16 protein-coding genes are annotated in these 19,904 nt (G+C 74.9%); 9 read left to right on the top strand and 7 right to left on the bottom strand.

What is annotated here, in order from left to right:
* Window positions 1–29: 29 nt before the first annotated feature.
* From ACYVOF_RS04110 to ACYVOF_RS04100, 3 genes are all read right to left on the bottom strand, one after another.
* Window positions 30–320 (bottom strand): MucR family transcriptional regulator, encoded by a 291-nt coding sequence (locus tag ACYVOF_RS04110; RefSeq protein WP_460864240.1) that lies wholly within the window; start codon window positions 318–320, stop codon window positions 30–32.
* A gap of 83 nt (window positions 321–403) precedes the next feature.
* On the bottom strand, window positions 404–2,032 hold the full coding sequence (locus ACYVOF_RS04105; RefSeq protein WP_460864239.1) for a phospho-sugar mutase: 1,629 nt from the start codon (window positions 2,030–2,032) through the stop codon (window positions 404–406).
* Complete coding sequence (locus tag ACYVOF_RS04100; RefSeq protein WP_460864238.1) at window positions 2,029–2,853, bottom strand: purine-nucleoside phosphorylase; 825 nt, start codon at window positions 2,851–2,853, stop codon at window positions 2,029–2,031. Before ACYVOF_RS04100 ends, ACYVOF_RS04105 begins: the two co-directional genes overlap by 4 nt.
* Window positions 2,854–2,987: 134 nt before the next feature.
* Between ACYVOF_RS04100 and ACYVOF_RS04095 the strand changes: the two genes are divergently transcribed.
* The 6 genes from ACYVOF_RS04095 (at window position 2,988) to ACYVOF_RS04070 (ending at window position 11,471) form a co-directional block, all read left to right on the top strand.
* On the top strand, window positions 2,988–4,829 hold the full coding sequence (locus ACYVOF_RS04095) for a methylmalonyl-CoA mutase family protein (protein ID WP_460864237.1): 1,842 nt from the start codon (window positions 2,988–2,990) through the stop codon (window positions 4,827–4,829).
* Entirely contained in the window at window positions 4,826–7,195 is a 2,370-nt protein-coding gene (scpA, locus tag ACYVOF_RS04090) for a methylmalonyl-CoA mutase (protein WP_460864236.1), read from the top strand. Before ACYVOF_RS04095 ends, scpA begins: the two co-directional genes overlap by 4 nt.
* Window positions 7,192–8,214 (top strand): methylmalonyl Co-A mutase-associated GTPase MeaB, encoded by a 1,023-nt coding sequence (meaB, locus tag ACYVOF_RS04085; RefSeq protein WP_460864300.1) that lies wholly within the window; start codon window positions 7,192–7,194, stop codon window positions 8,212–8,214. Before scpA ends, meaB begins: the two co-directional genes overlap by 4 nt.
* A gap of 59 nt (window positions 8,215–8,273) precedes the next feature.
* The gene (locus ACYVOF_RS04080) at window positions 8,274–8,957 is read left to right on the top strand and encodes an enoyl-CoA hydratase-related protein (protein ID WP_460864235.1); all 684 of its coding nucleotides are present in this window, start codon (window positions 8,274–8,276) and stop codon (window positions 8,955–8,957) included.
* Window positions 8,958–9,004: 47 nt separating this feature from the next.
* Window positions 9,005–10,183, top strand: a complete 1,179-nt coding sequence (locus ACYVOF_RS04075) for an amidohydrolase (RefSeq protein ID WP_460864234.1) — start codon at window positions 9,005–9,007, stop codon at window positions 10,181–10,183.
* 76 nt (window positions 10,184–10,259) lie between these two features.
* Window positions 10,260–11,471 (top strand): acyl-CoA dehydrogenase family protein, encoded by a 1,212-nt coding sequence (locus tag ACYVOF_RS04070; RefSeq protein WP_460864233.1) that lies wholly within the window; start codon window positions 10,260–10,262, stop codon window positions 11,469–11,471.
* On the opposite strand, the gene ACYVOF_RS04065 is transcribed toward ACYVOF_RS04070, so the two are convergent.
* A complete protein-coding gene (locus ACYVOF_RS04065) occupies window positions 11,459–12,298 on the bottom strand; it encodes a YhjD/YihY/BrkB family envelope integrity protein (protein WP_460864232.1) in 840 nt (279 codons plus the stop codon). The two genes, ACYVOF_RS04070 and ACYVOF_RS04065, sit on opposite strands and share 13 nt — an antisense overlap.
* 72 nt (window positions 12,299–12,370) lie before the next feature.
* The gene (locus ACYVOF_RS04060; RefSeq protein ID WP_460864231.1) at window positions 12,371–12,823 is read right to left on the bottom strand and encodes a gamma-glutamylcyclotransferase family protein; all 453 of its coding nucleotides are present in this window, start codon (window positions 12,821–12,823) and stop codon (window positions 12,371–12,373) included.
* A 144-nt stretch (window positions 12,824–12,967) separates the two neighbouring features.
* On the opposite strand from ACYVOF_RS04060, the gene ACYVOF_RS04055 reads away from it, so the two are divergent.
* Window positions 12,968–14,371: an NAD(P)H-quinone dehydrogenase gene (locus ACYVOF_RS04055; protein WP_460864230.1), complete on the top strand. Its 1,404-nt coding sequence runs from the start codon at window positions 12,968–12,970 to the stop codon at window positions 14,369–14,371.
* A gap of 39 nt (window positions 14,372–14,410) precedes the next feature.
* On the opposite strand, the gene glpK is transcribed toward ACYVOF_RS04055, so the two are convergent.
* Window positions 14,411–15,922, bottom strand: coding sequence for a glycerol kinase GlpK (gene glpK / locus ACYVOF_RS04050; protein WP_460864229.1), 1,512 nt, complete (start codon window positions 15,920–15,922; stop codon window positions 14,411–14,413).
* A 50-nt stretch (window positions 15,923–15,972) separates the two neighbouring features.
* On the bottom strand, window positions 15,973–16,806 hold the full coding sequence (locus ACYVOF_RS04045) for an MIP/aquaporin family protein (protein WP_460864228.1): 834 nt from the start codon (window positions 16,804–16,806) through the stop codon (window positions 15,973–15,975).
* Between the two features lie 236 nt (window positions 16,807–17,042).
* Here ACYVOF_RS04045 and ACYVOF_RS04040 point away from each other — a divergent pair, with 236 nt between their 5' ends.
* Window positions 17,043–18,029, top strand: a complete 987-nt coding sequence (locus tag ACYVOF_RS04040; protein ID WP_460864227.1) for a sugar-binding transcriptional regulator — start codon at window positions 17,043–17,045, stop codon at window positions 18,027–18,029.
* Between the two features lie 114 nt (window positions 18,030–18,143).
* Window positions 18,144–19,892 carry a glycerol-3-phosphate dehydrogenase/oxidase gene (locus ACYVOF_RS04035; RefSeq protein ID WP_460864226.1) on the top strand — a complete coding sequence of 583 codons (1,749 nt, stop codon included), beginning with the start codon at window positions 18,144–18,146 and terminating at the stop codon, window positions 19,890–19,892.
* Window positions 19,893–19,904 lie beyond the last annotated feature (12 nt).

The following is a 19,904-nucleotide window of genomic DNA, read 5'->3' as shown; positions in this document are numbered from 1 at the left end:
CCGCTGCGGGGGACCGGTACGGCCCGGGCTCAGCCGCGGGGGACCCGCCGCCGCGTGCGGGGCGCGGCCAGGCAGGTGTCCGGGGGGAGCCCGTGCCGGGCGCGGTAGTGCTCCGCGGTCACCCCGTGCGCCCGGGTCACGTGCGCGCCCAGCGACCGGCACGGGTGGCCGCACTCGTGGCAGACCACGTGCTCGTCGTCGTCGACCACGTCCAACCGTCCCCAGTGGCCGAAGCCGTCGGGCCGGTCCGGGTCGACCCCGACGGGCCCACCCGTCGGTGCGCCGCCGCCCTGTCCGCTGCCCTGCTCGTCCCGGTGCACCGCACCCACCCCCGCCGCCCGCTGCGCCCCCGTCCGGGAAGATCATCCACGACCGGGGCGGTGGACGGTGACGGACGCGCCGGTCAGGACCCCGCGGCCGCCCAGGCCCGCAGGGCGTCGAGCCGCTCCTGCGCCACGGCCCGCGCCCGGGGCAGGTCGCCCGGGCCGTCGACGGGCTCGACGACCTCCAGGTAGTGCTTGAGCTTCGGCTCGGTCCCCGAGGGGCGCACCACCACCCGCACGCCCGCCGGGCCGTCGGCCGTGCTGCGCAGGACCACGCCGTCGGTGCGGGGCAGCAGGTCGGTCAGCGCCACCGGCGCACCCGCCAGCTCGGGGGGCGGGTCGGCCCGCAGCTGGAGCATCCGCGCATCGATCCGGGCGAGGTCGGTGACCCGCAGCGACACCTGGTCCCCGGCGTGCACGCCGTGGCGCACGGCGAGGTCGTCGAGCTCGTCGAGCAGGGTGCGCCCGCGTTCGGCGAGCCAAGCCACCAGGTCGGCGGCGAGCACCGCGGCGGAGATGCCGTCCTTGTCGCGCACCACGTCCGGGTCGACGCAGTGACCGATGGCCTCCTCGTAGGCGTAGACCAGGCCCTCCCCGGCGCGGACCAGCCACTTGAACCCGGTGAGCGTCTCCGCCGAGCGGGCCCCGGCCGCCGCGGCGACCCGGGCCAGCAGCTGCGAGGACACGATCGTGGTGGCCACCAACGGGTCCCGGACCTCGGTGTGGGCGAGCACGTGCGCCCCCAGCAGCACCCCGGTCTCGTCGCCGCGCAGCAGCCGCCACCCGTGCGCGTCCCGCACGCCCAGGGCGCAGCGGTCCGCGTCGGGGTCGAGCGCCACCGCCAGGTCGGCCCCGACCTGCTCGGCCAGCGCCAGCACCGCGTCCCCCGCCCCCGGCTCCTCGGGGTTCGGGAAGCCCACGGTGGGGAAGTCCGGGTCGGGCTCCTGCTGGGCCGCCACCACGTGCACGTCGTCGAACCCGGCCCGCGCCAACGCCTCCCGGGCGACCTCGCCGCCCACCCCGTGCATCGCGGTCAGCGCCACCCGCACCCCGCGGGCCGTCCCCCGCGGCAGCGTCGCCACGCGGTCCAGGTAGGAGCCGAGCACGTCCTCGCCGACCGGGTCGACCGGGGACCGCGGCACGGCGGCGGCGGGCCCGACCGCGGCCACCGCCGCCTCGATCCCGCGGTCGTCGGGGGGGACGAGCTGGGCCCCGCCGGCCAGGTAGACCTTGTAGCCGTTGTCCTCCCGCGGGTTGTGCGAGGCGGTCACCTGGACCCCGGCCACCGCGTCCCCGGCCCGGACGGCGTACGCGAGGACCGGGGTCGGCAGCGGCCGCGGGAGCAGCCGCACCACGAACCCCGCCGCGGCCAGCACCTCGGCGGTGGCGGTGGCGAACGCGGCCGAGCCGTGGCGGGCGTCGCGACCCACCACCACCACGCCCCCACCGGCGCCCCGGGCGCGCAGCCAGGCGGCGAGCCCGGCGGTGGTGCGGGTGACGACGGCGACGTTCATCCCGCTCGGTCCGGCCCGCACCGGGCCCCGCAGCCCGGCGGTGCCGAACGCCAGCGGACCGGCGAAGCGGTCGCGCAGGGCGGCGGCGTCCCCGGCCCGGAGCAGGGCGGTGAGCTCCTCACGGGTGGCGGGGTCGGGGTCGGCGTCGACCCAGCCGCGGACCTCGGCGGCCAGCGCGGGGTCGACGCCCGTCACACCCGCTCCGCCAGGGAGCGCAGCAGCGACCCCATCCGCTGCGCGGCGGCGCGGCCGGCCTCGAGGACCTCCACGTGGTCGAGCGGCTGCCCCGTCATCCCCGCGGCGAGGTTGGTCACCAGCGAGAGGCCCAGCACGCGGGCACCCTCGGCGCGGGCGGCGATGGTCTCGTGCACCGTCGACATGCCCACCAGGTCGGCCCCGAGGCCGCGCAGCATCCGGATCTCGGCCGGGGTCTCGAAGTGCGGGCCCGGCAGCCCGGCGTACACGCCGTCGGTCAGCGACGGGTCGATGGCGCGGGCGGCCTCGCGCAGCGCCGGGTCGTAAGCGTCGGTGAGGTCGACGAAGCGGGCGCCCACCAGCGGGGAGGCGGCGGTGAGGTTCAGGTGGTCGCTGATCAACACCGGCTGGCCCACCGTCATGCCCTCGCGCAGCCCGCCCGCCGCGTTGGTCAGCACCACGGTGCCCACCCCGGCCGCGCAGGCGGTGCGCACGCCGTGCACCACCGCGGCGGGGCCGTGGCCCTCGTAGCCGTGCGTGCGGCCGAGCATCACCAGCACCCGGCGGCCCCCGACGTCGAGCGAGCGCACCGTGCCGCCGTGGCCGACCGCGCTGGGCGGGGTGAAGCCCGGCAGCTCGGCCATCGGCACCTCGGCGACGGGCTCGCCGAGGACGTCCGCGGCGGGCCGCCACCCGGAGCCGAGCACGACCACGACGTCGTGCGCCGGCACCCCGGTCCGCTCGGCGAGCACCGCCGCGGCGGCCGCGGCGGCTCCCGCGGGGTCGGCGGCGGGCGTGGGGCTGGCGTCGGGTCCGGTCACGGTCGGGGAGCCTATCGGGGCGCTCGGTCGGCCCCGGGGCGCCGAGGCCGCGTCCCCGAGGGGGTCCGCGGCTGTGTCCCACGCCGCACCGGACTCGCCTCGGGGGCGCCCGGGACGCCCGTTAACATCCGCCCATGACATCGGAGTCGACGGACACCGCCCTCACCGCCTGGCGGCGAGGGGTGGCCGGGGTGCTGGCCAAGGCGCGCCGGGCCGACGCCGCCTCGTTCGGCGACACCCCGGAGCGCGAGCTCGACACGACCACCTACGACGGGGTGACGATCCCCGCCCTGCGCACCCGCGCCGACGAGCTGCCCGAGGACCCGCTGCCCGGCGTCGCCCCCTTCACCCGCGGCGCCGAGGCGGACCGCGACCCCACCGTCGGCTGGCACGTCCGGGCCCGCCACGGCCTGGGCGGCCCCGGCGACGAGGCCCCGGCGGAGGTCAACCGCCGGGTGCTGGCCGACCTGGAGAACGGCGTCACCTCCGTGTGGCTCACCCTCGGCGCTGACGGCCCCGACGCCCTCGAGGAGGCCCTGGCCGAGGTGTTCGTCGACCTCGCGCCGGTGGTCCTCGAGGCCGGCGAGCACACCCCGGCCGCCGCGGCCGCGTTCCACGCCCTCGTCGAGCGCCGCGGCCTGGACCCGGCCGAGGTCGACGTCAGCCTCGGCGCCGACCCGCTCACCAACCAGGTCCGCACCGGCGACGCCCGGCTGCACGAGGCGGTCACGCTGACCACCGACCTGCTGGACCGGCGGTCCGGCGGCCGCGCGGTCACCCTCGACGGCCGGGTGTTCCACGACGCCGGGGCCTCCGACGCCCAGGAGCTGGGGTGGACCGTGGCCGCCGGGCTCGACGTGGTCCGCGCGCTCGTCGCGGGCGGGGTCGACGTGGCCGACGCGCTGGCCCAGGTCGAGCTGCGCCACGCCGCCACCGACGACCAGTTCGCCACCCTGGCGAAGCTCCGGGCCGGGCGCCGGCTGTGGGCCCGGGTCGCCGAGGTCGTGGGGGCACCGCAGGCCGGGGCGGTGCGCCAGCACGCGGTGACGTCGTCGGCCATGACCACCCAGCGCGACCCGTGGGTGAACCTGCTGCGCGCCACCGTCGCCGCGTTCGGCGCCGGGGTCGGCGGGGCGCACGCCGTCACCGTCCTGCCGTTCGACGCGGCGCTGCCCGGTGGCGCCCCCGGCGTCTCCACCGGCTTCGCCGCCCGCATCGCCCGCAACACCCAGCTGCTGCTGCTCGAGGAGTCCCACCTGGGCCGCGTGCTCGACCCCGGCGCCGGCTCCTGGCACGTGGAGTCGCTCACCGACGACCTCGCCCACGCCGCCTGGTCGCACCTGCAGGAGGTCGAGGCCGCCGGGGGTGCGCTGGCCGCCGTCGCCTCCGGCCTGGTGGCGCAGCGCTGCGCCGAGACCCGGGCTCGCCGCGACGACGACGTCGACCACCGCCGCGCGGCCATCACCGGGGTCAGCCAGTTCCCCAACCTCGACGACCCCGCGCCCGGCCCGGCCGGCGACCCCGCCGACCCGGGCGCGCTGCCCGTGCACCGCTACGCCGAGCGGTACGAGGCGCTGCGGGACCGGGCGGACGCGCACGCCGCGGCCACCGGCACCCGGCCCACCGTGCTGCTGGCCCCGCTGGGACCGCTGGCCGAGCACGCCGCGCGCACCGGGTTCGTCACCACCCTGCTGGCCGCCGGGGGCATCGCCGCGCACGACCCGGGCCCCGACGCGACCGTCGAGGAGCTGGCCGCCACCGGCCACCTGGCCGTGGTCGTGGTGTGCGGCAGCGAGAAGCGCTACGCCACCGAGGCGGCCGGCACGATCACCGCGCTGCGCGGGGCGGGTGCCGGGCGCGTCCTGCTCGCCGGCGCCCGGCTCGACGGCGACACCCAGCCCGACGGCAACTTGTCCGCGGGCACCGACGCCGTCGCCGCCCTGACCGACCTGCTCGACCACCTGGGGGTCTCGTGAGCGACACCAGCGCCATCCCGAACCTGGCCGACGTGCCCCTCGTCGACCCCGACGCACCCGCAGAGCCGACGGGGTCGAGCGGGTCGGTGGCGGACTTCGTCGCCGACCTCGCCGCCGCGACCGGGCACGCGGCCGACGACCTCGTGTGGCAGACCCCGGAGGGCATCGCCGTCGCCCCCGTCCACACCCGGGCGGAGCGCGACGCGGTGGCGCAGGGCGGGGCGGACGCCGGCGAGCACCCGCTGCCGCTCGACACGTTCCCCGGCACGGAGCCGTACCTGCGGGGGCCGTACCCCACGATGTACGTCACCCAGCCCTGGACCATCCGGCAGTACGCGGGGTTCTCCACCGCGCAGGCGTCGAACGCGTTCTACCGCCGCAACCTCGCCGCCGGCCAGAAGGGACTGTCGGTCGCCTTCGACCTGGCCACCCACCGCGGGTACGACTCCGACCACCCCCGGGTGGCGGGCGATGTCGGCATGGCCGGGGTGGCCATCGACTCCATCCTGGACATGCGCCAGCTCTTCGACGGCATCGACCTCGGGTCGGTGAGCGTGTCGATGACGATGAACGGTGCGGTGCTGCCGATCCTGGCGCTCTACGTCGTCGCCGCCGAGGAGCAGGGAGTGGGCCCGGAGCAGCTGGCCGGGACCATCCAGAACGACATCCTCAAGGAGTTCATGGTCCGCAACACCTACATCTACCCGCCCGGGCCGAGCATGCGGATCATCTCCGACATCTTCGCCTGGACGAGCGCGAACACCCCGCGGTTCAACTCCATCTCCATCTCCGGCTACCACATCCAGGAGGCCGGGGCCACAGCCGATCTCGAGCTCGCCTACACCCTCGCCGACGGCGTGGAGTACCTGCGGGCCGGCATCGCGGCGGGCATGGACGTCGACACCTTCGCCCCGCGGCTGAGCTTCTTCTGGGCCATCGGGATGAACTTCTTCATGGAGGTCGCCAAGCTGCGCGCGGGCCGGCTGCTGTGGGCCGAGCTCGTCGAGCAGTTCGGCCCGACCAACCCGCGGTCGACGAGCCTGCGCACCCACTCGCAGACGTCGGGCTGGTCGCTGACCGCCCAGGACGTCTACAACAACGCCGTCCGCACCTGCGTCGAGGCCATGGCCGCGACCCAGGGGCACACCCAGAGCCTGCACACCAACTCCCTCGACGAGGCGCTCGCGCTGCCGACCGACTTCTCCGCCCGCATCGCGCGCAACACCCAGCTGCTGCTGCAGCAGGAGTCCGGCACCACCCGGCCCATCGACCCGTGGGGCGGCTCGTACTACGTGGAGTGGCTGACCCACCAGCTCGCCGACCGGGCCCGGGCGCACATCGCCGAGGTCGAGGAGGCCGGCGGCATGGCCAAGGCCATCGACGAGGGCATCCCCAAGCTGCGCATCGAGGAGGCCGCCGCCCGGACCCAGGCGCGCATCGACTCCGGTCGCCAGCCGCTGGTCGGGGTGAACAAGTACCGCGTGCCGGAGGGCGAGGACGACGTCCCCGAGGTGCTCAAGATCGAGAACGCCCAGGTGCGCCGCGAGCAGCTGGAGAAGCTCGACGCGCTGCGCGCCGACCGCGACGACGACGCGGTGGCCGCCGCCCTGGCCGAGCTCACCCGCGCGGCCGCGGCACCCGAGGGGGAGGGGAACAACCTCCTCGCGCTCGCCGTCGACGCGGCGCGGGCCAAGGCCACGGTGGGGGAGATCTCCGCCGCGCTGGAGGAGGTCTACGGCCGCCACTCGGCGCAGATCCGGACCATCAGCGGGGTCTACCGGGACGAGGCGGGGACGACGGGATCCATGACGCGGGCCAGCGCGCTGGTCGAGCAGTTCGCCGAGGCCGAGGGCCGCCGGCCCCGCATCCTGGTGGCCAAGATGGGCCAGGACGGGCACGACCGCGGGCAGAAGGTCATCGCGACCGCCTTCGCCGACCTCGGCTTCGACGTCGACGTGGGGCCGCTGTTCTCCACCCCGGAGGAGGTGGCCCAGCAGGCCGCCGACGCCGACGTCCACGTGGTCGGGGTGTCGTCGTTGGCCGCCGGGCACCTGACCCTGGTTCCCGCGCTGCGCGACGCCCTGGCCGAGGTGGGCCGCCCCGACGTGATGGTCATCGTCGGCGGGGTCATCCCCACCCAGGACTTCGACGCGCTCCGCGAGGCCGGGGCGGCGGCGATCTTCCCGCCGGGCACCGTCATCGCCGAGGCCGCGACCGGGCTGCTGCACCAGCTGGCGCAGGCCCACGACATCACCCTCGACGACGAGGCCGCGCAGCGCCCCGGTGCGGCGACCGCGTCGGGTGGGGACGTGGCCGGCGAGACGAGCCCGGACGAGATCAGCCCGGACGAGGTGTCGGCGAGCTGACCCCCACGACCCCGCGCCGGCCCCCGGTCGACGTCGACGCCCTCGCGCAGGGCGTCCTCGCCGGCCGCCGGGCCGACCTCGCGCGCGCCATCACCCTCGTCGAGTCCACCCGGGCCGACCACCGCGCCCAGGCCCAGGAGCTGCTGCTGGCGGTGCTGCCGCACGCCGGCGGGGCGCACCGGGTGGGCATCACCGGCGTGCCCGGGGTCGGCAAGTCCACGTTCATCGACAGCCTGGGCTCCCGGCTGGCCGACGGGACCCTGGACGGCACTGCCCGGCGCGTCGCGGTGCTGGCCGTGGACCCGTCGTCCACCCGCACCGGGGGCTCGATCCTGGGCGACAAGACCCGCATGGCGCGCCTCGCGCAGCACCCGTCGGCGTTCATCCGTCCCTCGCCCACCGCGGGGACCCTCGGCGGGGTCGCGAAGGCCACCCGCGAGACCATGGTGCTGCTCGAGGCGGCCGGGTACGACGTGGTGCTCGTCGAGACCGTGGGCGTCGGGCAGTCCGAGGTGACGGTGGCCGGGATGGTCGACTGCTTCTGCTTCCTCACCCTCGCCCGCACCGGGGACCAGCTGCAGGGCATCAAGAAGGGCGTCCTCGAGCTGGCCGACGTGGTCGCGGTGAACAAGGCCGACGGCGACCACCGCCGCGACGCCCAGCGCGCCGCCCGCGAGCTCGCCGGGGCGCTGCGGCTGGTGCAGCCCGCCGACGCGCTGTGGACGCCGCCCGCGCTGACCATGTCCGGCCTGGAGGGCAGCGGGCTCGACGAGCTGTGGGCCGTCGTCCTGGACCACCAGCGCACCCTGGACGAGGCCGGCGAGCTCGCCGCCAAGCGCGCCCGCCAGCAGGTCGACTGGACGTGGGCCATGGTGCGCGAGCAGCTGCTCGGCAGGCTCACCGACCACCCCGGGGTGCGGGCGCTGCGCCGCGACACCGAGGACGAGGTGCGGGCGGGCACGCTGACCGCCGCCCTGGCCGCGCAGCGCATCCTCGACGCCTTCGACGCCCGTGCGTGATCACTGCACCCAGGACGCGAGCTTCCATTCACAGGTGACCGACGAAGGAGATCAGGACCATGCCCCACCTGCGCCGTGACGGCGACGTGCACGTGCTCGACCTCGGCCAGGAGGGCGTGGCCGACACCGAGAACCGCTTCCACCCCGACTGGCTCGTCGCGGTCGGCGAGCTGCTCGACGAGGTCGAGGCCACCGAGGGCCCGGCCGCCCTGGTCACCACCGGGACCGGGAAGTTCTACTCCAACGGCCTCGACCTGGAGTGGCTCATGGGCCACGGCGAGCAGCTCGCGGAGTACGTCACCAGCGTGCACGCGCTGCTGCGCCGGGTGCTGCTGCTGCCCATGCCCACCGTCGCCGCCTGCAACGGCCACGTCTTCGCCGCCGGGGCCATGCTCGCGACCGCCCACGACGCCCAGGTCATGCGCGCCGACCGCGGCTACTGGTGCCTGCCCGAGGTCGACATCCACATCCCGTTCACCGAGGGCATGAACGCGCTGCTCACCGCCCGGCTGCCGAAGCGGGGCGCGCACGAGGCCATGACCACCGGCCGTCGCTTCGGCGGGCCCGACGCGCTGGCCGCGGGCCTGGTCACCGCCACCGCGGACGAGGCCGACGTGCTGCCCACGGCGGTGGCCCAGGCGCAGGCGCTGGCCGCGAAGCGGGGCGACACCCTCGGGATGATCAAGTCCCGGATGTACGCCGACGCCGCCCGGACGCTGGCCGAGGACACCGGCGGCCTGTGAGCGCACCGCCGCGCGTGGCGGCGGGCGCCGGTGACACCATGGCGCGTGTGCCCGCACCCCCGCCGTCCCCGCCGCACTGGCTGACGGCGTGGCTGGCCGAGCACGCGGGTGACCTCGTCGCGTGGCGCCGCCGGCTGCACCGCCACCCCGAGCTGGCCGACACCGAGCACGCCACCACCGAGCTCGTCCGGGCCACCCTCGCCGAGGCCGGGCTCACCCCGCGGTTGCTGCCGGGCACCGGGCTGGTGTGCGACGTCGGCACCGACGGCCCGCTGGTCGCGCTGCGCGCCGACATGGACGCCCTGCCGCTGAGCGAGCGGACGGGCGCGGAGTACGCCTCCGAGGTGCCCGGGGTGATGCACGCCTGCGGGCACGACGTCCACACCGCGGCGCTGCTGGGGGCGGGGCTCGCCCTGGCCGGCGCCCCTGCGCTGCCCGGCCGGGTGCGGCTGGTCTTCCAGCCCGCCGAGGAGGTCATGACGCAGGGCGCGGTGCACGTCATCGCCGCCGGGGCGCTCGAGGGCGTCAGCCGCATCTTCGCCCTGCACTGCGACCCCCGGCTCGTGGTGGGCAGCGTCGGCGTGCGGGCCGGCGCGCTGACCTCCGCGGCCGACGAGCTCACCATCACCCTGCACTCCACCGGCGGGCACACCTCGCGGCCCCACCTCACCGGCGACCTCGTCCACGCGCTCGGCGTGCTCGTCACCGGCCTGCCCTCGGTGCTGTCGCGCCGGGTCGACCCCCGCACGGGCACGGTGCTGACCTGGGGTGCGGTGCACGCGGGGGAGGCGTCCAACGCCATCCCGCAGACCGGGGTGCTGCGCGGCACCCTGCGCACCGGGGACCGCGAGACCTGGGCCCCGCTCGTCGCCGACGCCGTGCGGGACCTGCTGGCCCCCTACGGCGTCACACACGAGCTGGACCACGCCCGGGGGGTGCCGCCGGTGGTCAACGACCGCGCCTCGGCCCGCGTGCTGCGCGCCGCGGTGACCGCCGGGCTGGGGGAGGGCGCCGTCGCGAGCACCGCCCAGTCCAGCGGCGGCGAGGACTTCGCCTGGTACCTCGAGCACGTGCCCGGGGCGATGGGCCGCCTCGGGGTGTGGCCCGGGCACGGCCCGCAGCTCGACCTGCACCAGCCGACGTTCGACGTCGACGAGCGCGCCCTCGAGGTGGGGGTGCGCACCCTGGTCCACGCCGCCCTGGCCGCCTGGTCCGCCCGACCCTGACCGGACCAGCCCCAGCAGCCCCAGCCCGTCCCGACCTGCCCAGCCCCGACCAGCCCCACCGAGAGGACACCCCGCCGTGGACTTCGAGCTCTCCCCGCGCGCCCAGGACGTCTGCGCCCGCACCTGGGACTTCATGCGTGACCACGTCTTCCCCGCGGAGCCGGTGTACGACGCCTGGCGGGCCGGGCGCGGGCACGACGACCACGGCCACCCGCCGGTGCTGGAGGAGCTCAAGGCCGAGGCGCGGCGCCAGGGGCTGTGGAACCTGTTCCACCACGAGCTGTCCGGGCTGAGCAACCTCGAGTACGCCGCCGTCGCCGAGATCACCGGCTGGTCGCCCGTCATCGCCCCCGAGGCGCTGAACTGCCAGGCACCGGACACCGGCAACATGGAGACCCTGATGCTGTTCGGCACCCCCGAGCAGAACGAGCGGTGGCTGGCGCCGCTGCAGGAGGGCACCATCCGCTCCGGGTTCGCCATGACCGAGCCCGAGGTGGCCAGCTCGGACGCCCGCAACATCCAGACCTCGATCGTCCGCGACGGGGACGACTACGTCATCAACGGCCGCAAGTGGTGGATCACCGGCACCGCCGACGAGCGCTGCGAGGTGTTCATCGTCATGGGCAAGACCGACCCGGAGGCCCCGGGCGCCCGCCAGCAGTCGATGGTGCTGGTGCCGCGCGACACCCCCGGCCTGGAGGTGGTGCGGCACCTGCCGATCTTCGGCTACCAGGACCAGCACGGGCACTCCGAGCTGGTCTTCACCGACGTCCGGGTGCCGGTGACCAACCGGCTCGCCGAGGAGGGCGACGGCTTCCGCATCGCGCAGGCCCGGCTGGGACCCGGGCGCGTGCACCACGCGATGCGCGCCATCGGGATGGCCGAGCGGGCCCTGGCGCTCATGGTCGAGCGCAGCAAGGACCGCGTCGCCTTCGGCAAGCCGCTGGCCGAGCAGGGCGTGGTGCAGGCGATGATCGCCGACTCCCGCGTCGAGATCGACCAGGTGCGGCTCTACGTGCAGAAGACGGCGTGGCTCATCGACGCCCACGGCGCGGGCGGGGCCCGCAGCGAGATCGCCGGCATCAAGGTGGCCGCGCCGAAGGTGGCGTGCGCGGTGATCGACCGGGCCATCGAGGTGTTCGGCGGCGCCGGGGTCAGCGACGACACCCCGCTGGCGTACTTCTACGCCTGGGCGCGGGTGCTGCGGATCGTCGACGGGCCCGACGCGGTGCACCGCCGGTCCATCGCCCGCGAGGAGCTGGCCCGGGAGCGGCCCTACTCCGGCTGAGCGCCGGCGCGCCGCTCGGCGATCACCGCGCCGAGCAGCGTGCCGCCGAGCAGCACGCCGCTGAGCACCATCAGCCAGATCGAGAGGACGAACACCGCGCCGATGAGGCCGTAGTCGGTGACCTCCTCGGTGATCTGCCCGGGCAGCACCAGCGCGGAGACCTTGACCAGCAGCACGGTGCCGACCGCCACGGCGGCGGCGCCGGGCCACAGCGCCCGCCAGGGCACCCGGCTCGCGAGCAGCAGGCGCTGGCTCCACCAGTAGAACGCGAACGTGGCCACGGCCTGCAGCAGCGCCTCCGCGGCGGGGCCCAGGCCGACGAGGTGCCCGACGACGCGGCCGACCCGGCCCGCCCCGGTGACGGCCACGACGTAGCCGGGCAGCACCACCGCCCACAGCAGCTGGCGGGCGGCCGAGGGCAGCAGCCGGGCCCGCGGCAGCTCCCACATCAGCTCGAAGCCGCGCTGCTGGGTGGCGGCCAGGCTGGTGGTGAACGCCACCGCCACCAGCAGGCCGACCACCAGGGCGGTCTCGCTGACGGTCCCGGACCCGGCGAACAGCGCGTCGAGGTCGGCCTCGGCGTCGGCCCGCAGGCCGAAGAACCGGGCGATGACCGACCCGGCGCCGCGTCCGGTCTCGCGCTGCAGCACGGCGGACAGCGCCACCACCAGCGGCGCGGTGCACAGCACCTGCTGGGCGGACAGCGCCAGCACGTGGGTCGGCAGGTTCAGGTCGCGGACCCGGCGCACCCCCTGCGCGGGCAGGCTGGAGCGCCACCAGCGACGACCCGCCCTGGCGCCCGCCCGCACCCGGGTGTCCGCGCTCACGGTCCCAGTGTGCCCGTGCCGGACCGCACCCACCCGCCGGTCGGGGCAGGTCTCAGGCGTGAGGGACTGGCGTCAGGGGCCGACGTTGCGCGAGGGCCGGGTGCGCAGCGCGTGCACGTAGTCCTCGGGGGCACCCGCGGCCTCGGCGGCGTCGGCCATCACCCCGACGTAGCGCGCGGAGGGCAGCCCGCCCTCGTAGGCGTCGACGCAGTACAGCCAGGCCAGCACCGAGCCCTCCAGCGTCTGCACCCGTAGCCGGATCTTGGCGTGGATGTCGAGCTCCGCGCCCTCCCAGCGGTCGAGGCTCTCCTCGTCCTCGGGGGTGACGTCGTAGAGCACGACGAACACCTGCTCGGCCGGGTCTTCCACGACCGTGGCCAGCGCGCCCTCCCAGCCGAGGTCCTCCCCGCCGAAGGTGAGCCGCCAGCCCTGCAGCCACCCGGTGCCGGCCATGGGGGAGTGGGGGGTGCGCTCGGCCATCTGCGCCGGGTCCATGTTGGAGCCGTAGGCGGCGTAGATCGGCACGGCGCAACCCTAGCGGCACCGGGGCCCGGCCCATCGACACGCGGGGCCCGGGCCGTCCCCGCTAGCGTGAGCAGGGCCGCGGCGGGCCACGAGCCCCTCCCGCGCACCCGGACCCACCTGCGTCGACCCGTGGAGGAACCCCCAGTGACCCGCATCGTCATCATCGGCGGCGGACCCGCCGGCTACGAGGCGGCCCTCGTCGCCGCCCAGCACGGCGGCGAGGTCAGCGTGGTCGAGACCGACGGCGTCGGCGGGGCGTGCGTGCTCTACGACTGCGTGCCGTCGAAGACGTTCATCGCCTCGGCGGGGGTGCGCACCGAGCTGCGCCGGGCCTCCGACCTGGGGGTCGACGTCGACCCGGAGCAGGCCCACGTCGAGCTGCCGGTGGTGCACGGCCGCGTCAAGGGCCTGGCCCTGGCCCAGTCGGCGGACATCCGGGCCCGGCTGCAGCGCGAGGGCGTCACCCTGGTGCCCGGGGAGGGGCGGCTGGCCGACGCCGAGCCCGGCATGGCCCACCACCGCGTCGCGGTCCGCGCCCCCGACGGCAGCGAGAGCACCCTCGACGCCGACGTGGTCCTCATCGCCACCGGCGCCCGCCCGCGCGTGCTGCCCGGCTCCGAGCCCGACGGCGAGCGCATCCTCGACTGGCGCCAGATCTACGACCTCGCCGAGCTGCCCACCGAGCTCGTGGTGGTCGGGTCCGGGGTGACCGGGGCCGAGTTCGTCTCCGCCTACACCGAGCTGGGCGTGCACGTCACCATGGTCTCCAGCCGCGACCGGGTGCTGCCGCACGAGGACGCCGACGCCGCCGCGGTGCTCGAGGACGTGCTCGCCGAGCGCGGCGTGACGCTGGTCAAGCACGCGCGGGCGGAGTCGGTGACCCGCACCGACGACGGCGTCCTGGTGACCCTCGCCGACGGCCGGACCGTGACCGGCAGCCACGCGCTGATGACCGTGGGCTCGGTGCCCAACACCGGCTCGCTCGGCCTGGAGCGGGTCGGCATCGAGCTCACGGCCGGCGGGCACGTCCCGGTGGACCGGGTCTCGCGGACCTCGGTGCCCGGCATCTACGCGGCGGGGGACTGCACGGGGCTGCTGCCGCTGGCCTCGGTCGCGGCCATGCAGGGCCGGATCGCGATGTGGCACGCCCTGGGCGAGGGGGTCTCGCCGATCAAGCTCAAGACCGTGGCGGCGGCGGTGTTCACCCGGCCCGAGCTGGCCACGGTGGGGCTGAGCCAGGCCGCGATCGACAGCGGCGACGTCAGCGCCCGCACCGTGATGCTGCCGCTGGCCGGCAACCCGCGGGCCAAGATGATGGGGCTGCGGCGGGGCTTCGTGAAGCTGTTCTGCCGGCAGACGACCGGCGTGGTCATCGGCGGGGTCGTCGTCGCCCCGGTGGCCTCGGAGCTCATCCTGCCGATCGCCATGGCGGTGCAGAACAACCTCACGGTCAACGACCTGGCGCAGACGTTCTCGGTGTACCCGTCCATGTCGGGCTCCATCACCGAGTCCGGCCGCCAGCTCATGCGCCACGACGACCTCGACTGACCCCCGGGACGGGCCCGGGGGTCGGTCGAGGTCCGGTGCTCAGTCCTCGGCGTCGACCCAGTCGAGCGTGCGGGTGACGGCCTTCTTCCAGCCGGCGAGGAGCCGGTCGCGCTCGGCGTCGTCCATCTGCGGCGTCCAGCGCTTGTCCTCGGCCCAGTTGGTGCGGATGTCGTCCTCGGTCTCCCAGAACCCGACCGCGAGCCCCGCGGCGTAGGCGGCCCCGAGCGCGGTGGTCTCGGCGACCTGCGGCCGGATGACCTCGACGCCGAGGATGTCGGCCTGGAACTGCATGAGCAGCTCGTTGACGACCATGCCGCCGTCGACCTTGAGCGCGGTCAGCGGCACGCCGGAGTCGGCGTCCATCGCGTCGATGACCTCGCGGGTCTGGAAGGCGGTGGCCTCCAGCACGGCCCGCGCGAGGTGGCCCTTGTTGTTGAACCGGGTGAGCCCGACGATCGCGCCGCGGGCGTCGGCGCGCCAGTGCGGGGCGAACAGCCCGGAGAACGCGGGCACGAAGTAGGTGTCGCCGTTGTCGTCCACCGAGCGGGCCATGTCCTCGATCTGCGAGGCGTCGGAGATGAGCCCGAGGTTGTCGCGCACCCACTGCACGAGCGAGCCGGTGACCGCGATCGACCCCTCGAGGGCGTAGATCGTGTCGTTGTCCCCGATCTTGTAGCAGACGGTGGTGAGCAGGCCGTTGTCGCTCATCACCTTCTCGGTGCCGGTGTTGAGGAGCACGAAGTTGCCGGTGCCGTAGGTGTTCTTGGCCTCGCCGGGGCTCAGGCAGGCCTGGCCGAAGGTGGCCGCCTGCTGGTCGCCGAGGATGCCCGCGATGGGCACGCCGGCGAGCACGCCGCGCTCGCGGACGTGGCCGTAGACCTCCGAGGAGCTCCTGATCTCGGGGAGCATGGAGACGGGGATACCCATGTCGGCGCAGATGGACTCGTCCCAGCTCAGGGTGTCGAGGTCCATGAGCATGGTGCGGCTGGCGTTGGTGGGGTCGGTGACGTGCAGGCCGCCGTCGAGCCCCCCGGTCATGTTCCACAGCACCCAGGTGTCCATGTTGCCGAACATCAGCTCGCCCGCCTCGGCGCGGTCCCGCGCGCCCTCGACGTTGTCGAGCACCCACTTCACCTTGGGCCCCGAGAAGTACGTGGCCAGCGGCAGACCCGTGGTGGCCTTGTACTTCTCGGCCCCCTCGTCCCCGCCCAGGGCGGTCACGATGCGGTCGGTGCGGGTGTCCTGCCAGACGATGGCGTTGTAGACGGGCTCACCGGTGGTGCGGTCCCACACCAGCGCCGTCTCGCGCTGGTTGGTGATGCCGACGGCGGCGAAGTCCGACGGGCTCAGGTCGGCCTTGGCCAGCGCGCCCGCGACGACGGTGCGGGTGTTGGACCAGATCTCCTTCGCGTCGTGCTCCACCCACCCGGAGCGCGGGAAGATCTGCTCGTGCTCCTTCTGGTCGACGGCGACGACCTGGCCGGAGTGGTCGAAGACCATGCAGCGGGTGGACGTGGTGCCCTGGTCGATGGCGGCGATGTACTGGGTCATGGGTGTCTCCTCGTGGCTGTGTCGGTGTCTCGGGGCTCGGGCGGGGGCGCTCAGGAGCGCACGCGGCCCGGCTCCTCGGTGGTCTCCTCGACGGCGTCCTCCGCCGGGAGGTGGCGGCGGACCAGCTGGTCGTAGAGCAGCGCGCCGATCGGGCCACCGATCAGCGGGCCGACGATGGGCACCCAGAAGTAGAGCCCGCCGCCCTGGTCGCGCCAGGCCGTGCCGTAGCCGGTGATGAACGAGGCCAGCCGCGGCCCGAAGTCGCGGGCGGGGTTGATCGCGTACCCGGCGTTGGTGCCGTAGGCGAAGCCGATGGCGACGACGATGAACCCGACGATGAGCGGGGTCAGGTTGGCCAGCGGCGCGGAGTTGCGCGGGTCGGTCACGGCGAAGATGAGGAACAGCAGGATCGCGGTGCCGATGATCTGGTCGATCAGCGCGGAGGTCGTGCTGACCGGGAGCGTGCCGTTGCCGGGCAGCGTGGAGAAGATGCCCTGCGTGTCGATGGTGTGGCCCGGGTCGACGGAGTTCAGCACGTCGTTGTAGTTGGCCCGCACGATGAGCGCGGCGACGAACGCCCCGGCCGTCTGCGCCAGCGAGTACGGGAGCACCTTCGCCCACGAGAACCCGCGGAAGATCGCGAGCGCGAACGTCACCGCGGGGTTGAGGTGCGCGCCGGTGAGCCGGCCCGCCACGTAGATGCCGAAGGTGACGCCCAGCCCCCAGCACCAGGCGATGGCGTCGTGCCCGCCGAGGCTGGCCTTCTCCCCACCCGCGGTCACCTGCGCGACCACGCCCACCCCGAAGAGGATGAGGATCATGGTCCCCGCGAACTCCGCGGCCAGCTCCCCTCCCAGGCCCAGCTTCTTGTTCAGGTCCGCCATCGATCTCTCCTCAGCTCCGTTGCCCGACCCTGTCACGCTCGTGTGTGACGAGGGTCATAATGATCACTGACGATGCTAAGGACGCGGAACATGTGCACAAGCCATCTGCACGTACGTGCAGCCCCCGGCCGGGCCTCTCCCGGGGGCCCTTGCCGCGCGCGACCTGCTCGGGGAGGGTGCAGGGGCGAGCAGGTGACCACGAGGGCCTGCACGAACGTGCGGTGCGGAGGTGCGGGGTGGCGGTCGTCGAGGAGGGGACGGGGCAGGACGGGCAGGCGCCCCGGACCACCGAGGCCCTGCAGGCGGCCCGGATGTACTACTTCCAGGACCTGACCATGGCCGCCATCGGCCGGGAGCTCGGCGTCTCGCGCTCGACGGTGTCGCGGCTGATCAGCCACGCCCGCTCCGAGGGCCTGGTCGAGATCCGGATCACCACCCCGCAGGGCCCGGCGCCCCGGCTCGAGCAGGCCATCGCCGACGCCCACGGGGTGCGCGCGCACGTGGTCCCCGTCGAGGGCACGGCGAGCGACCTCGAGCGCCTCGACGCGGTGGCCACCTTCGCCGCGCGGCTGCTGGGCACGTTCTTCGACTCCGACATGGTGCTCGGCCTGGCGTGGGGCACCACGCTGAGCGCGGTCAGCCGCCACCTCGCGCCGAAGCGGACCCACAACGCCCACGTGGTCCAGCTCAACGGGGCGGCCAACACCCGGACCACGGGCATCTCCTACGCCTCGGACATCGTGCGGAGCTTCGCCACCGCGTTCCGGGCGCGCCCGCAGGAGTTCCCGGTGCCCGCCTTCTTCGACCACCCCGAGACGCGCACCCACCTGTGGCGCGAGCGCAGCATCTCCCGGGTGGTCGCGCTGGCCGACCGGATGGACGTGGCGGTGTTCAGCATCGGCGCCGTCGACGGCCGGGTGCCGAGCCACGTCTACAGCGCGGGCTACCTCGAGGACGACGACATGGCCGAGCTGCGGGCCGACGGGGTGGTCGGCGACATCGCGACGGTGTTCTTCCGCGGCGACGGCAGCTGGGACGGCATCGCGCTGAACGACCGGGCGAGCGGCCCGTCGCTCGACCGGCTGCGCCGGGTGCCGCGGCGGCTGTGCGTGCTCTCCGGGGAGGCCAAGCTCGCCGGCCTGCGCGGGGCGCTCGCGGGGGGCCTGGTGACCGACCTCGTGCTCGACGACGTGACCGCGGCGGGCCTCGTCGGGGAGGGGTGACCAGCGTGCACATGTGTGCAGGTTGTGTGAGCAGAAGTGCTAGTACCGTTCTGGGCAGGCGACGACGCACCGGTGGTGGCACCGTCGCGACGACCGAGGTGTGAGGAGCAGCACGTGACCGACCAGCAGTCAGCCAGCCAGCCGAGGACCGCGGTCCTGGGCCCGCAGCAGCGCGAGGAGGCGTGGGAGCAGCTCGGCCGCGAGCACTTCGACGTCGTCGTCATCGGGGGCGGCGTGGTGGGCGCCGGTGCGGCGCTCGACGCCGCGACCCGCGGCCTCAAGGTCGCCCTGGTCGAGGCGCGCGACCTCGCCTCCGGCACGTCGAGCCGCTCGTCGAAGATGTTCCACGGCGGCCTGCGCTACCTCGAGCAGCTCGAGTTCGGCCTCGTCCGCGAGGCCCTGCACGAGCGCGAGCTGTCGATGTCGACCCTCGCCCCGCACCTGGTCAAGCCGCTGAAGTTCCTCTACCCGCTCACGCACCGGGTCTGGGAGCGCCCCTACGTCGCGGCCGGGATCTTCCTCTACGACACCCTGGGCGGCGCCAAGTCGGTGCCGCGGCAGAAGCACCTGAGCCGCGCCGGCGCCATGCGCATGTCGCCCGGGCTCAAGCGCGACGCCCTCGTCGGCGGGGTGCGCTACTACGACACCCTCGTCGACGACGCCCGCCACACCATGATGGTGGCCCGCACCGCGGCCCAGTACGGCGCCGTCGTGCGCACCTCGACCCAGGTCGTCGGGTTCACCCGCGAGTCCGACCGCGTCACCGGCGTCACCGTCCGCGACTCCGAGGACGGCCGCGAGACCACGGTCAGCGCCCACGTCGTCATCAACTGCAGCGGGGTGTGGACCGACGAGGTCCAGCACATCGCGGGCGGCCGCGGCCGGTTCAAGGTCCGCGCGTCCAAGGGCGTGCACCTCGTCGTGGGGCGGGACAAGATCGTCTCCGAGGCGGCGATGATCCTGCGCACCGAGAAGTCCGTGCTGTTCATCATCCCCTGGGGCGGGCACTGGATCATCGGCACGACCGACACCGACTGGAACCTCGACCTCGCCCACCCGGCGGCGACGAAGGCCGACATCGACTACATCCTCGGCCACGTCAACAAGGTCGTCGCCTCGCCGCTGAGCGCGAGCGACATCGAGGGCGTCTACGCCGGCCTGCGCCCGCTGCTCGCCGGCGAGTCCGAGGAGAGCTCGAAGCTCTCCCGCGAGCACGCCGTGGCCCGGGTCGCGCCCGGCCTCGTCGCCATCGCCGGGGGCAAGTACACGACCTACCGGGTGATGGGCGCGGACGCCGTCGACGAGGCCGTCGCCGACATCCCGTCGCGGGTGGCCGAATCGGTCACCGAGAAGGTGCCGCTGCTGGGCGCCGACGGCTACTTCGCCCTGGAGAACCAGGCCGAGCAGGTCGCCGAGCGCTACGGCCTGCACCCCTACCGGGTGCGCCACCTGCTCGACCGGTACGGCTCCCTGCTCCACGAGGTGCTCGCGCTGGCGGACGGTCGTCCCGAGCTGCTGGCGCCGATCGAGTCGGCCCCGGACTACCTGCGGGTGGAGGTCGTCTACGGCGCGGTCGCCGAGGGCGCCATGCACCTGGAGGACGTCCTGGCCCGCCGGACCCGGATCTCCATCGAGTACGCCCACCGCGGCTCGGACAGCGCCCGCGAGGTGGCCGAGCTCGTCGCCCCGGTGCTCGGCTGGGACCAGGCCACGGTGGACCGCGAGGTGGAGCTCTACCAGTCCCGCGTGCAGGCCGAGCGGGAGTCGCAGGCCGAGCTGACCGACGGTGCCGCCGACGCCCTGCGCGCGGCCGCCCCCGAGGCCCGCGCGGAGATCCTGGAGCCGGTGCCGGCCCCGTCCTGACCGCTCCCGACC

The sequence above is a fragment of the Rhodococcus aerolatus genome, assembly GCF_054783215.1.
Note: the sequence above shows the minus strand (reverse complement) of the source record. Positions and strands in the feature narration are given on the sequence as shown.

Bases quoted from the DNA above. Each gene is read 5' to 3' on its own strand.
- glpK (WP_460864229.1), bottom strand. From the start codon at position 15,922: ATGACCCAGTACATCGCCGCCATCGACCAGGGCACCACGTCCACCCGC.
- ACYVOF_RS04045 (WP_460864228.1), bottom strand. From the start codon at position 16,806: ATGGCGGACCTGAACAAGAAGCTGGGCCTGGGAGGGGAGCTGGCCGCG.
- ACYVOF_RS04080 (WP_460864235.1), top strand. From the start codon at position 8,274: ATGCCCCACCTGCGCCGTGACGGCGACGTGCACGTGCTCGACCTCGGC.
- ACYVOF_RS04095 (WP_460864237.1), top strand. From the start codon at position 2,988: ATGACATCGGAGTCGACGGACACCGCCCTCACCGCCTGGCGGCGAGGG.